Here is a 12803-nt window from a genome sequence, read left to right on the forward strand (position 1 = left end):
ATGAAGAACGACTCACGCTCGCGCCGCGAGGTCCTGAAGGCGCTGGCCGCCGCGGGTTCGCTGTCCGCCCTGCCGGACAGCATCACGAGGGCGCTGGCCGTGCCGGCCTTCCATCGCAGCGGGACGATCAAGGACGTCCAGCACATCGTGATCCTGACGCAGGAGAACCGCTCCTTCGACCACTACTTCGGCACGATGGCCGGCGTGCGCGGCTTCGGCGACCCGCGCGCGATGAAGCTGGCCTCGGGCAAGCCGGTGTGGATGCAGCCCGCGCCGGGCGGCGACGTGCTGCCCTACCGGCCGCAGGTGCCGCATCTGGGCTCGGCCTATCTGCCCGACCCGCCGCACGGCTGGAACGACGGGCACGGGGCCTGGAACCGCGGCTGCTACGACCGGTGGATCGCCAGCAAGGGCATCGTCACGATGACCCACAACGAGCGCCGCGACCTGTCCTTCCACTTCGCGCTGGCCGAGGCCTTCACCGTCTGCGACGGCTACCACTGCGCGGCGATGACCTCCACCGACCCGAACCGCTACTACATGTGGACCGGCTGGGTCGGCAACGACGGCAAGGGCGGCGGCCCGGTCATCACGAACGCCGAGGCCGGCTACGGCTGGAAGACCTTCCCCGAGCGCCTGCAGGAGGCCGGCATCAGCTGGAAGGTCTATCAGGACAAGGGTGACGGCCTGTTCCAGAGCGACAGCGTCTGGTGGGGCTGGACCGGCGACGCCTTCATCGGCAACTACGGCGACAACTCGCTGCTCTACTTCAAGCAGTACCAGGACGCGCTGCCCGGCACGCCACTGGCCGACCGCGCCAAGAGCGGCACCGAGGTCAGGCTGCAGAACCGCGACCCGCTGCAGCTGCTGGCCGACCTGCGCGCCGACATCGCCGCCGACCGCCTGCCGCAGGTGAGCTGGATCGCGGCCCCCGAGGCCTACAGCGAGCACCCGAACTGGCCGAGCGACTTCGGGGCCTGGTACATCGCGCGCGTGCTGGACGCGCTGACGGCCAACCCCGAGGTGTGGAGCAAGACCGCCCTCTTCATCAACTACGACGAAGAGGGTGGCTTCTTCGACCACATGGTGCCGCCGACGCCGCCGGCCACGCCTGACATGGGCGCCTCCACGGTGCCGGTCACGAACGAGATCTTCCCCGGCGACGCGCACCACCCGAGCGGCCCCTACGGCCTGGGCCTGCGCGTGCCGCTGCTGGTCGTCTCGCCGTGGAGCCGCGGCGGCTGGGTCAACTCCCAGCTCTTCGACCACACCTCGCTGATCAAGTTCATCGAGCGGCGTTTCGCCGACGAGCACCCCGGCCTCGTCGAAAGCAACATCCAGCCCTGGCGCCGTGCGATCACCGGCGACCTGCTGTCGGCCTTCGACTTCCGCACGCCCAATGCCGCGCCGCCCAAGCTGATGGACGTGTCCCAGTACATGCCGGTCGACAAGACCAAGCAGCCCGACCTCGCGCTGGCGGTGCCCGCGGCGCAGGCCCTGCCCCGGCAGGAGCGCGGCGTGCGCCCGTCGCGCGCCCTGCCCTACGAGCTGCATGCCGACGCGACGCTGGACACCGCCACCGGCCAGCTGTCCGTCGCGATGGCCAACAGCGGCACCGCGACGGCGGCCTTCCAGGTGCGCTCGGCCAACGCCGCGGACCTGCCGCGCTGCTACACCGTCGAGCCCGGCAAGCAGCTCACCGGCCAATGGAGCGCCGCCGGCCTGGCCCGCTACGACCTCGAGGTGCACGGCCCCAACGGCTTCCTGCGCGCCTTCCGCGGCGCATCGGCCGGCGCCAGCCGCGCCAACCTCGAGCTGCGCTCGCACTACGAGCGCGCCGCCCAGGGCCTGCGGATCAGGATCCGCAACCTCTCGCCGCAGCGCGCCCTCGTGCGCCTGACCGACCGCTACAGCGGCGAGACCCGCAGCCACGAACTGCAGCCGGGCGAGAGCCACCACGGCGCATGGACGGCCGTGCGCCATGGCGCCTGGTACGACCTCGTCGTCACGGTGGACGGTGACGCCGACTTCAGGTTCGAACTGGCCGGGCGCATCGAGAACGGCCGCGACGGCATCACCGACCCGGCCATGGGCGGCGCGGCCTGCTGCGCTTGAGCCGGGGCTCCGGAGCGGCTTGGCGGCGGGCAGGGTCGACGCGCCCCTGCCGCGCCACGGACGGCCTTCATGCCTGCCGGCCTGGGCAGCCCTGCTGCAGCTGCACGGGCGGGCACTTCACCGATCCGAACGAGCAAAACACGCAGCAGTCGCCCGGCAGCGGGCGCAGCACGGTCTTGCATTGCCCGCACTCGTAGAAGAACCGGCAAGCGTCCGTGGGCATGAGCTCGGCCTCGGCATGGCCGCACCGAGGGCAGGTCAGGACCGATTCGAGCACGGGCGCGACGGTCATATGCGCACCGTCGAGGGATGGCCCGCCCCGGGCGCCGCCAACAAGGCCAGGAGCACGATGCCGACGATCCGGAAGATCAGCCGCCGACGCTTGAGCATCGTCGGGTCGGCGCATGCGGCCCCGGCGGCGAGTAGTCCCCCGAACCTGAGCGCTGGCATCGGCAGTCCTGAATTCGTCGTTGCCTCGCAGTCTAGGAACCGTACAGGGTACGGAGTCAAGGGGTTCAACAATGACCGGGCTGACGACAGGGCGCGGTCAAGGCGGGTTGCCGCAGGCCCCGTCCGAAATCAGGTGCGCGTGCGACGCGACGGCCGGGGAAGGCTGCAGGAGGCGGGCGGGCCCGCCGCCCTCAATCCAGCCCGGGCAGGCTCAGCCTGCAGCGGATGCCGCCCGGCAGTTCCTGCCCCGTGTTGGGCAGCAGCAGCATGACGCCGAAGGTGCCGGCGGCTGAGTCGACGACGCGATCGACCGTCGTGATCGGCACGTCGAGCGAACGCGTGAACGGCTTCTCGGGGATCACCGTCGCGCGCCCGCCGACCTTGACCTGCGGCAGATAGCGGAACGGCAGGATGGCCTGCACCGCCAGCGGCTGGGTCTGGGCGATCTTCAGGATGGGCTTCTTGTTGTCGCCGGGCTCGACCAGCGCGCCGGGGTAGAGGTATTGATCCACGACCACGCCGTTGAAGGGGCTGCGCAGCTGGCGGCGGTTCAGGGTGTCGACGGCCTGGCGCTCTTCCAGCCGCGCCAGCTCGGCGTTTTCCTCGGCGGTCTTGAGCTCGGCCTCGGCCTGACTGGCATCGGCCGCGGCATCGTCGCGGGCCTGGGCCGACACGAATTCCTCGCCATACAGCTCGGCCATGCGGCGCGCCTTCTCGCGCGTGGCCGCGACCTTGTGCCGCGCCTGCTGCAAAGGCCCTTGCGCACCGGCGCGAAAGCGCGCCGCATCGGCGCCGCTGCGCTCGACGCTGGACTCGATGGTCACCAGCACCTGCCCCTGGCGGATGCCCGTGCCGCGCCTGACATGCACCTGCTCCAGCAGGCCCACCACCGGGCTGCGCACCTCGACGACCTGGGCCGGCTCGATCAGGCAGTCGAACTCGGCCGCAGCGGCCGGCGCCACCAGGCCGGGCGCCAGCAGTGCACCCGACAGCACCCTGGCCGCCGCCATCAACCCTCGTCTCTGTGTCATGTCACCCGCCCTGCAAAGCCAATCAATCGGTGGAGTTCGCGGTCCTGCTTCAGGGTCTGCAGGCGCACGCGGTAGGCGCGCCTTTCGGCCTGCGCCTGGGCCAGCCTGACCAGGCCGCGCAGCATCAGCCGCCCGAGCCAGCCGGGCCGGTGCAGCGCGCGGCGCAGCAGCCGCGGCTGGTGGTCGAACAGCGCATCGCTGCTGCTGACGATGGCCTGCACGACGCCGGGCTGGCCCTGGCGCGCGCTGCGCCCGAACAGCTGGCGGTCGATGCGCGGCGACTCGTGGAACTCGGTCAGGATGAGATGCAACCCGCCCGCGGCCAGCGCCTGCTCGTCGAGGCGGATGTCGGTGCCGCGGCCGGCCATGTTCGTCGCGACCGTGATGTGGCCGGCCAGCCCGGCGCGCGCAATGATCTGCGCCTCCTCGGCATCCTGGCGCGCGTTGAGCACGACATGCGGCACGCCGGCCTGCGACAGCGCCTGGGCGATCTGCTCCGAGGCCTGCACGCTGCGCGTGCCGATCAGCACCGGCCGGCCGAGGGCCGCGCTGCCGACGGCCGCCGCGGCCACGGCGGCCCATTTGGCGTCGGCGTCGGGCAGGCAGAGGTCGGCGCGGCGCGTCACGCACTTGGGCCGGTTGGGCGGGATGCGCAGCACGCGCAGCCGGTACACCGACCACAGTTCGCGCGAAGCCTCGGCCGCCGTGCCGGTCAGGCCCGACAGCAGGTAGTAGCGGCGGAAGAAGCGCTGGTAGGTCATGCGGGCCAGCGTCTCGCGGCCCTGGGTCAGCGGCACCCCTTCCTTGGTCTCGATCAGCTGGTGCAGGCCCTGCTCCCAGGAGCGGTCGGGCATCACGCGGCCGGTCGACTCGTCGACGATCACGACCTTGGACTCGGCGAGGATGTAGTGCTGGTCGCGCCGGTACAGGTGCAGCGCGCTCAGCGCCTGGCGCAGCAGCTGCTCGCGCCAGGCCGCGGTCTGCCAGGCCGCGGGCGTGTCCTGCGGCAGCGGCAGCGCATGGGCCAGCGCGCCCGCGCGCAGTTCGAGCTGGCGGCCGGCGCCGATCTTGAAGTCCCGCCCGGCCTTCAGGCGGCGCGCCGACGCAATGGCCCACTCCAGCAGCGCGACCTCGAACGAGGGCGGCGCCGGGTGGGACAGGATCATCGGTGTGCGCGCCTCGTCGATCATCACGCTGTCGGCCTCGTCGACGATCGCGAAGTGCAGGGCCGGGATCAGCGGCTGCTGCCGCGCGCGCTGGGCCGGGGCGAGCATCCGCTGCAGATGGCTGACGCGCGCCGGCAGCAGGCCGTGGCCGGCCAGGCTGTCCTTCAGGTAGTCGAACACGACTTCCTTGCCCGCCGCATAGCAGATGGGGTGGGCGTAGGCGCTGCGGCGCTGCGCCTCGCTCATGCCGCCCTGGATGCAGCCGGCGCTCAGCCCGAAGAAGCCGAACAGCGGCGCCATGCCCTCGGCATCGCGCCGCGCCAGATAGTCATTCGTGCTGATCACATGCACGGCCGCGCCCGTGCCGGCCATGGCGGTGGCGGCCATGGCCGCCACCAGGGTCTTGCCTTCGCCGGTCTGCATCTCCGCCAGCCGGCCCGCCAGCAGCGCGCGCGCGCCGGCCAGCTGGACCGGGTGCGGGCGCAGCTGCAGGCGGCGCTCGCTGGCCTGGGCGACGCAGGCCAGCACGCTGGGCAGATGCGGCGAGTCGACGGCGTCGCCGTTGCGCAGGCCCTGCACCTCGGCGCGGAAGCGGCTCGCCACCTCGGCGTCGCTGGCGGCACGCAAGGCCACGCCAGCCTGGGCGACCGCATCCACCAGCTGCCGCAGTTCGCGCTGCGACAGCCGTGCCGGCGGCAGCCAGCCCGCCGTGTTGCGCAGCAGGTCTTCCAGCGGCCGTGGCGCCTCGCCCGCGCGTTCGTCGCGCTGGGTGTCGGCACGGCGGAACAGGCTGCCGGCGGCGCTGCGGGCGAGTCGGGGTTCAAACATTCAGCCTCGCCAGGAAGAGCTGCCGCAGGCGCAGAAACCACTGCCAGCCGAGTGGGGCATCGCCCAGGTCGAAGCGCACATAGGCGCGGTCGCCGAAGAGCGGCAGGGTCGTCGGCTGCGACAGCGTGAGTTCGAGGTCGAACACGCGTCTGAGGGTGTGGACGGCGCCGGGCTTGGCGGGGTCGACCGCGATCTCGCCGCCGCCCGAGGTGCCGAGGGCCGGCGACACCAGTTCGAAGTCGCCGCCCGGCACGCGCCGGCTCAGCTCCGCATCGACGGCCTCGGCCGGCTCGCGGGCCAGGCGCAGCTGGACGGCCTGCAGGCGCGAATGGATCAGGTCCATGTCTTCCTGGGGCACGGCCACGCGAACGACCCTGGACGGGCCGGCAACGACATAGCCGACGATCTCGCCCCGCTTGACATAGCGCCCCACCGGCTCGGTGGCGGCCTTGGGCACCCAGTGGCCGGCAACGCTGGGCCGCAGCTGCAGGGCGGCGACGCGCGCTTCGGCATCCCCGAGCTTGGCGCTGCGCGATGCCGATTCGCTGCGCAGCGCCTGCAGCCGCGCCGGTGCTTCGACCTCGGCCCGGCGCAGCTCGGCCTGCACCTGGGCCAGCGCGCCGGCGGCCCGCGCGACGTCGGCGCTCAGGCTCGGGTTGTCGAGCGCCAGCACGACCTGGCCCGCCGCCACGGCCGCACCGCGCTCGACGCCGGCCGAGCGGACCTGCCCCGCCACCGGCGCGCGGACGATGGCTTCATCGGGCACCCAAACCACGGCCTGATGCACCGAATGGAAGGGCATGGGCACCACGAAGAAGACGATGAACAGCAGCAGCAGCGCGAGGCCGCTGCGCCGCAGCGCCGGGTCGTGGCGCTGCGCCAGCGAGGCACCCTGGCTCAGATGCTTCCAGCCGTTCCAGACCGGCAGCACGAGCGTCGACCAGAGCGCCAGCAGGGCCATCACGGCGCCGACCAGCAGGTATTCCGATGCGACGAACCAGATCAGGCTGATCGTGATGAAAACCCGGTACAGCGGCGACACGAGGCCGTAGACCGCCAGCCAGGCGCGCTCGCCGCCCACCTGCAGCGGCGGCTGTGCATCGCGCGCACCGAAGGTGTAGCGGTCCAGCAGGTACACCCAATACTGGTTGGCGCGCTGGGCCATATTGGGTATTTCGAGCAGGTCGCAGGCGATGAAATAGCCGTCGTAGCGCATCAGCGGGTTGCCGTTGACGAGCACGGTCGAGACGCCCGCGATCAGCACCACATTGAAGGCCACGGCCGTGACCAGCCCCGGCTCGGCAAGCAGCCAGACCCACATCGCGATGGCGCCCAGTGCGAGCTCGGCCATGATGCCGGCCGCGGCGACGAAGGCGCGCGACCATTTCGACGCGAAGCGGTAGGACGAGGTCGCGTCGACATAGGGCACCGGCGTGAAGATCATGAACATCACGCCGATCTCGCGCACCGTGCCGCCGTAGGCCTTGACGGCGATGCCGTGCGCCCATTCGTGGACGGCCTTGACGACGGGATAGACGAGCCAGAGCAGCACCACGTTGTCGGCCGCCAGCACGCGGTCCGAGAGGTTGTCGGTCAGCTCGCTCCAGTGCTGCCAGGCCAGCACGGCGGCCGGCAGCACCAGGGCCAGCCACAGCGCCAGCATGGGCAAGGAGACGATGCGCCGCGCCAGGCCGGCCTGGCGCTGGAACCAGGCATCGGGGTGCAGCAGCGGCAGCCGGATGTTCAGCGGGTTCATCCAGCTCTGGCGGGCGCGCAGGCTGGACTGGCGGCTGTAGCGCTCCAGCGCCTCGGCCGCGTCCGGCGCCACCTGGCTCTGCAGCAGGTCGTTGGCGTGCAGGTTGGCGAGCAGCTGGACGAGATCGTTCTGCGACACGGCCTCGTGCCCGGCCTGCCCGGCCGCGTCGGCCGGCAGCGCGCAGGCGGCATGCCAGACCTGGTCGAGGGTGCGCCGGCCGTCGAGCAGTTGCAGCAGCCGCCAGACCGAGGGCGGCATGCGGTGGAAGCGCTGGGTCAGCGGGTCCACCAGCAGCACCCAATGGCGGCCGCGCAGGCGGCGGTGCACCGCCTGCACGCCCTCACGCAGGCGCGGGCGCAGGAAGCGGACCGCATGCCAGTGTTCGGACCAGATCGCCGTCATCGCCTGCCCGCCTCACCACCAGGACCACAGCTTCAGGCGCAGCCAGTTGACGGAGCTGCGCGTCCAGATGGTCAGCAGGTTGGCGCGGCCGACCTCGATCTTGCCGATGCCCTGCATGCCGGGACTCAGCGGCGGCGCCTGCCCGACCCAGCCGGCCTCGACGCGAAAGCCGTTGACGCTGTCCTGCACGCTGGCGACGGCGGTGACCGTTTCGACGCGGAACTCGTGGGCCTCGTGCGGCTGGCCGGTCAGGCGCAGCGTGCCCGTCTGGCCGGCGTGGACGCGCGCGATGTCGCGGTCGGGCACCTGCAGCACGACGCGGTAGCCCTGGCCGGAAGCGATCTCGAACATCTCCTTGCCGGTCTCGACGGGACCGCCGATCTGCTGCACCCAGTCGCCGCTCACGAGCAGGCCGTCGGCCGGCGCCACCAGGTCGGTCCGGGCCAGCTTGGCCTCGACCAGCGAGAGCTGGGCCTCGGCCTGCTGCACCTCGGCCAGCGCGAGGGCCACGGCACTGGCCTCGCGGTCGGACATGGCCTGGCGCAGATGGCCCGCCGCCTGCTCGCGCTCGCCACGATGGCGGGCCTGTTCGAGCTTGAGCTCGCGGTCGTCCAGGCGCGCCAGCAGCTGCCCGCGCTTGACCTCGGCGCCGGGCCGCACCAGGACCTGCTGGACGAAGCCGTCGAAGGGCGCCGTCACGAGCTGGCGCTGGCGGCCCTCGATGACGGTATTGGCCGTCACGCGGTCGGTCACGGGCACGGCCAGCAGCACGAGCAGGCCGGCGACTGCCGACGCGAACCCCAGCTTCCACGCCAGATGGCCGGGCTCGGACAGCCTGCGCCGCGCGGCCCCCAGCCGGCCCAGCGCGAGCCGCCACAGCGGGCGGTCGGCCTCGCGCCAGTGGCGCAGCAGCGGCTCGACCAGGCCGAGGCTGGCGCGCAGCACGTCGAGGGCCGGCTCGGGCAGCGCGGTGCCGGCGGGCCGCTGCAGCCGCGCGACCAGCACCGCGACGACGCGGCCATCGTCGTGCACCGGCATCGCCCAGCCGCCCTCGGGCCTGACCTCCTGCTGCTCGGCGATGGCCTGCACGGCGATCTCGGCGGCCGCCTCCAGCGCGGGCGACGCCTTCTCGGTCCAGGCGCTGTCAGCGCTGACCCACCAGGACGGGCGCCCGGCGCGCACTTCGAACAGCATCAGGCCGAGGTCGGGCTGCGGCTCCCCCGCTTCCTCGCGGGCCCAGGCGGCGCTGCGGTTCAGCCATTCCTGGGCCGCGGCACGCGCATCGGACTGGGCGCCGACATGGCCCATCAGCTCCAGCAGCCGGGTGGCGCGCTGGCTGATCCTCAGCCCGGGCAGCGCCAGCGCCAGTTGCAGCCAGCCCAGCGACAGCAGCAGCAACTGCACGACCCGGTCGTTATGCGGCGGCGCCAGCACCGCGCCGACCGCGCCGAGCTCGCCGTCGGGCAGCTGGATAGCGCTGACGACCAGCAGGTCGCTGCCGGGCCGCTCGTCGGCGCGGACCAGGCCCAGCGGCCCGCCGGCCTGCACCTGGGTGCACAACTCGGCCCAGCGCGGCGCCAGTTCGGACAGGGTCTCGGGCAGGCTGAGCTGGAACTGCGGATCGCTGCCGTGCAGAGCCACCGCGCGGCAGGCGACGCCGGCGCCCGCCAGCCTGGCACGCCAGGACTCGATCGCCTCGTTCAGGCCGGGGGCAGGCAGGGCCGCAGGCTGGACCTCGCGGCCCTTGGACGCATCGGCGTTGGGTGCGGGCAGTGCGCTCATGGGCGCACCCTTGGGCCTGCGGCCTTGCCTGGCCGACGACGCGGCCAGGCGTTCGCCAGGCACCGGATGCCCACTGGGCATCCGGTGCCTGGGCTTACTCCCGCCAGGCGGGAGCGACCTTGCTTGGGGCGGCCCGGCGCGGCGCTCATTGCGGCGCCTCCTCGCCCGGCGCCGGCGTGCGGGCGCGGGACGGCTGGGGCTGCTGCGACGGGGAGACCACGAGCAGGCGGTCCAGCGCGTCGATGTCCTCGTCGCCGAGCATGCCGGCATAGGACTTGAGCTTGACGTAGCTCAGCCAGGCGTCATAGCGGGCACGCGACAGGTTGCGCCGCGACTCGAAGACCTTGGTCTGGGCGTCCAGCACCTCGGCGTTCACCTTCATGCCGACCTCGTAGCCGCGCCGGTTCGCCCGGAAGGCCACTTCGAGCGAGCGGGTCGCGGTCTCGAGCCCATGCGCCAGGCTCACCGAGCTGAGGGCCGCGCTGAAGTTCTGGCGCACGCCCAGTTGCACGGTGCGCCTGACGGCATCGACATCGGCGCGGACCTTGTCGCGCAGGGCCATGGACTCGCGCACCCGGGCCTGCGTGGCCCCGCTGGCGAACAGCGGGATGTTGAGGCTCACGCCGACGGCCGAGGCCTGGCCCTGGCGCGGGAAGATGCTGGTCACGGTGCCGGTGTCGGCGTTGTTCGTGTAGGTGTAGGTCAGGTTGACGGTGGGTGCATGCCCCTGCCAGGCCTTTCGCAGCTCGGCTTCGGAGGCTTCGAGCGTGCGCTGCGCCGCCTGCAGCTGCGGGTTGTGCAGTTGCGCATCGGCCAGCCACTCCAGCATGGACGCCGGCGGCAGGTCGGGCATGCGGTCGCCGTCGAGCGAGCGTTCCAGCAATTCCGGCAGGGGCCGGCCGGCCAGCTCGGTCAGCAGTTGCTGCTTCAGCGCGAGGTCGGCCGCCGCCGCGATGGCCTGGGCATCGACGGTATCGATCTTGGCCTCGGCCTCGCGCACGTCGATGACCGAGACATTGCCGACCGTGAAGCTGCGCCGCGCCGAAGCCAGCTGCTCCTCGGCCGCCAGGCGCTGGGCGCTGGCCAGCGTGACCGCATCGCGCGCCTTGAGGGCGTCGAACACCGCTTCGAGCAGGCGCACGGTGGACTCGTCGCGCACCTGCGCCAGGCTCGCCCGAGCTTGTTCGAACTGGGCCTGGGCCGACTTCAGCGCCGGAAACAGTTCGTTGTGCAGCAGGGGCTGGGTGACCTGCAGCGTGGTCACGGTGCCATGGAAGCTGCGCCGCGACAGGGTCTCGGCGTAATGGGTCTGGTTCTGATCCACCGTGATGTTGGCCGTGGGCCCGAAGCCGGCGCGCGCCTGCACCACCTTTTCCTCGACGGCCCGCAGCTGGGCCTGGGCAGCCGCGACCGCGGGATCCAGGCCGAGCGCGTCGTCGCGCACGGCAGACAGCCACCCCGCGGCCCCGGCAGGCCCGGCGCCGGCCAGCAGTGCCAGCACGAGCAGGCCGGGCCATCGCATCGTCCGGACCGGGCCGCCCTGATGGCTCATGGCATCCGAACCACGGAGCGGATCAGCACTTCCTGCACCGGCACGTCGGTCAGCCCGCCGGCCGCGCCGGTCGCAACCGTCCCGATCGCATCCACCACCGAGGTGCCCGAGATGACCTGGCCGAAGACCGCATAGCCGTTGGGCGTCGCCTGCTTGGGGTCGTAGTCCAGCGAATGGTTGTCGACGAGATTGATGAAGAACTGGCTGGTGGCCGAGTCCGGCACGCTGGTGCGCGCCATGGCCAGCGTGTACTGCCAGTTCTTCAGGCCGTTGTTGCTTTCCAGCGTGATGGGTGCGTGCGTCGGCGGCTTCGCCACCAGGCCACTGGCATAGCCGCCGGTCTGGATCACGAAGCCCGGGATCACGCGATGGAAGATCACGCCGTTGTAGAAGCCCTCGCCGACATAGGTCAGGAAATTGGCGGCCGTGATCGGGGAGGTCTTGTCGTAGACCTCGAACACCAGTTCGCCCTTGCTGGTCTGCACGCAGACGCTGGGCCAGGGGCTGAGCGTCGAGGCCTTGGTGCCCGCGGCACTGCACTTGGCCACGGCCACGGCCACCGTGGTCGTCGCCGTGGCACCGCCGTTGTCGGTGACCGTCAGCGTGGCCGTGTAGTTGCCGGTGGCCGTGTAGACGTGAGTGTCGGCGCTGCCGCTCTGGCCGTCGCCATAGGCCCAACTGTGGCTGACGATGCTGCCGTCGGGATCCTTGCTCGCGCTGATGTCGAACAGGGTCGACGCGTTCAGCACGGCCTCGCCGCTCAACTTGGCCGACGCCACGGGCGGCTGGTTGGGCGTGCCCCCACCTCCCCCACCGCCGCCGCCCCCGCAAGCCGCGAGGCCGAGGCCCCCCAGCGCCAAGGCCAGTCCCTGGAGTCGGCTTGCCCGAGCGCGAACCATCGGCTCAGGCGGCGCGGCGACGGGTCAGGCTCAGCGCCAGAAGAGCGACGACGGCCAGTGTGGCTTCCGAGGGCTCGGGGAGCGGCGAGGGGTTCGATCCGGTAGGGGTCGTGCGCCCCGCAAGCACAAAGCCGCCGTTCGCATCGAAGATACTGAAGGCCTGGGGGCCGGGCATGGACCCTTTGGCACCGAGCCAGTCGAAGCTCACCGAGAACATCGCGGTGCTGCCACTGCCCAAAGCGGCACTATCGAACGTCGCCAAAACATCGCCATCCAGCAGCACCACCGAGTCGGGCTGAGTGATCACGATCGACGGGTCGATCGAAGACGAGGCCAGATTGGCATAGCTGGCGTAGCCGAACACCAGGTCGATGCCGCCGAACTGGTCGATGGGGCCGGTGACGGTGTAGTCGTAGCTCCAGCTGATTCCAGCCCCCTGGGTGGCGACATAGGTCACCGAAGGCCCCGCCCAGGCCATCGCCGACATCAGCAGCCCGGCACCGAGCGCCATCGCCCGCAACACCCGCCCGGCTGGCCCGGTGCTCGTCTGGGCCACACGCTTTGTTTGAGTTCGGAACTTCATGCGAGACCTCCGATTGAGTCCAGGCTGGGCTCCCCATGATAAGAAAGGGCCGGGCGAGGCCACACCCCGTACCCAGGGGGCATTTCGCGGATTGGCGCAGGGTGCTTTTTCATTTGTGCAGCTTGTAGATCTCGCCCTGCGTGGAGGCCACCCACAGCGATCCATCGGGCGCGAAGGAGAGCCCCGAGATCTCGTTGCGCCTGATGCCCTGCAGCGACGCGTCCAGCCGGCGCAGCTCG

The 12803-nt window shown here is 71.6% G+C and carries 9 protein-coding genes; 1 reads left to right on the top strand and 8 read right to left on the bottom strand.

The window, feature by feature from the left end:
* On the top strand, positions 1 to 2115 hold the full coding sequence (locus NYP07_RS06220) for a phosphocholine-specific phospholipase C (protein ID WP_268148527.1): 2115 nt from the start codon (positions 1 to 3) through the stop codon (positions 2113 to 2115).
* A gap of 67 nt (positions 2116 to 2182) precedes the next feature.
* Here NYP07_RS06220 and NYP07_RS06225 read toward each other — a convergent pair whose 3' ends face one another.
* The 8 genes from NYP07_RS06225 to NYP07_RS06260 form a co-directional block, all read right to left on the bottom strand.
* Positions 2183 to 2407, bottom strand: a complete 225-nt coding sequence (locus NYP07_RS06225) for a GDCCVxC domain-containing (seleno)protein (protein ID WP_268148529.1) — start codon at positions 2405 to 2407, stop codon at positions 2183 to 2185.
* 349 nt (positions 2408 to 2756) lie between these two features.
* Entirely contained in the window at positions 2757 to 3596 is an 840-nt protein-coding gene (locus NYP07_RS06230) for an efflux RND transporter periplasmic adaptor subunit (RefSeq protein ID WP_268148530.1), read from the bottom strand.
* Positions 3593 to 5590 carry a preprotein translocase subunit SecA gene (locus NYP07_RS06235; protein WP_268148532.1) on the bottom strand — a complete coding sequence of 666 codons (1998 nt, stop codon included), beginning with the start codon at positions 5588 to 5590 and terminating at the stop codon, positions 3593 to 3595. The genes NYP07_RS06230 and NYP07_RS06235 overlap by 4 nt, the downstream gene beginning before the upstream one ends.
* Positions 5583 to 7748 (bottom strand): site-2 protease family protein, encoded by a 2166-nt coding sequence (locus NYP07_RS06240; RefSeq protein ID WP_268148534.1) that lies wholly within the window; start codon positions 7746 to 7748, stop codon positions 5583 to 5585. The genes NYP07_RS06235 and NYP07_RS06240 overlap by 8 nt, the downstream gene beginning before the upstream one ends.
* Before the next feature lie 12 nt (positions 7749 to 7760).
* A complete protein-coding gene (locus tag NYP07_RS06245) occupies positions 7761 to 9530 on the bottom strand; it encodes an HlyD family efflux transporter periplasmic adaptor subunit (RefSeq protein WP_268148536.1) in 1770 nt (589 codons plus the stop codon).
* Positions 9531 to 9675: 145 nt separating this feature from the next.
* Positions 9676 to 11082, bottom strand: coding sequence for a TolC family outer membrane protein (locus NYP07_RS06250; RefSeq protein WP_268148538.1), 1407 nt, complete (start codon positions 11080 to 11082; stop codon positions 9676 to 9678).
* Complete coding sequence (locus NYP07_RS06255) at positions 11079 to 11981, bottom strand: peptidylprolyl isomerase (RefSeq protein WP_276596962.1); 903 nt, start codon at positions 11979 to 11981, stop codon at positions 11079 to 11081. Before NYP07_RS06255 ends, NYP07_RS06250 begins: the two co-directional genes overlap by 4 nt.
* Before the next feature lie 4 nt (positions 11982 to 11985).
* Positions 11986 to 12564 (bottom strand): hypothetical protein, encoded by a 579-nt coding sequence (locus NYP07_RS06260; protein ID WP_268148542.1) that lies wholly within the window; start codon positions 12562 to 12564, stop codon positions 11986 to 11988.
* Positions 12565 to 12803 lie beyond the last annotated feature (239 nt).

This window comes from Pelomonas aquatica, from assembly GCF_026712205.1.
In the GTDB taxonomy this organism is placed as follows: domain Bacteria; phylum Pseudomonadota; class Gammaproteobacteria; order Burkholderiales; family Burkholderiaceae_C; genus Pelomonas; species Pelomonas aquatica.

What these genes read in the sequence shown, in the direction of transcription:
- NYP07_RS06260 (WP_268148542.1), bottom strand. Translation starts at nt 12,564, where the DNA reads ATGAAGTTCCGAACTCAAACAAAGCGTGTGGCCCAGACGAGCACCGGG.
- NYP07_RS06240 (WP_268148534.1), bottom strand. Translation starts at nt 7,748, where the DNA reads ATGACGGCGATCTGGTCCGAACACTGGCATGCGGTCCGCTTCCTGCGC.
- NYP07_RS06255 (WP_276596962.1), bottom strand. Translation starts at nt 11,981, where the DNA reads ATGGTTCGCGCTCGGGCAAGCCGACTCCAGGGACTGGCCTTGGCGCTG.
- NYP07_RS06250 (WP_268148538.1), bottom strand. Translation starts at nt 11,082, where the DNA reads ATGAGCCATCAGGGCGGCCCGGTCCGGACGATGCGATGGCCCGGCCTG.
- NYP07_RS06235 (WP_268148532.1), bottom strand. Translation starts at nt 5,590, where the DNA reads ATGTTTGAACCCCGACTCGCCCGCAGCGCCGCCGGCAGCCTGTTCCGC.
- NYP07_RS06230 (WP_268148530.1), bottom strand. Translation starts at nt 3,596, where the DNA reads ATGACACAGAGACGAGGGTTGATGGCGGCGGCCAGGGTGCTGTCGGGT.
- NYP07_RS06245 (WP_268148536.1), bottom strand. Translation starts at nt 9,530, where the DNA reads ATGAGCGCACTGCCCGCACCCAACGCCGATGCGTCCAAGGGCCGCGAG.
- NYP07_RS06225 (WP_268148529.1), bottom strand. Translation starts at nt 2,407, where the DNA reads ATGACCGTCGCGCCCGTGCTCGAATCGGTCCTGACCTGCCCTCGGTGC.
- NYP07_RS06220 (WP_268148527.1), top strand. Translation starts at nt 1, where the DNA reads ATGAAGAACGACTCACGCTCGCGCCGCGAGGTCCTGAAGGCGCTGGCC.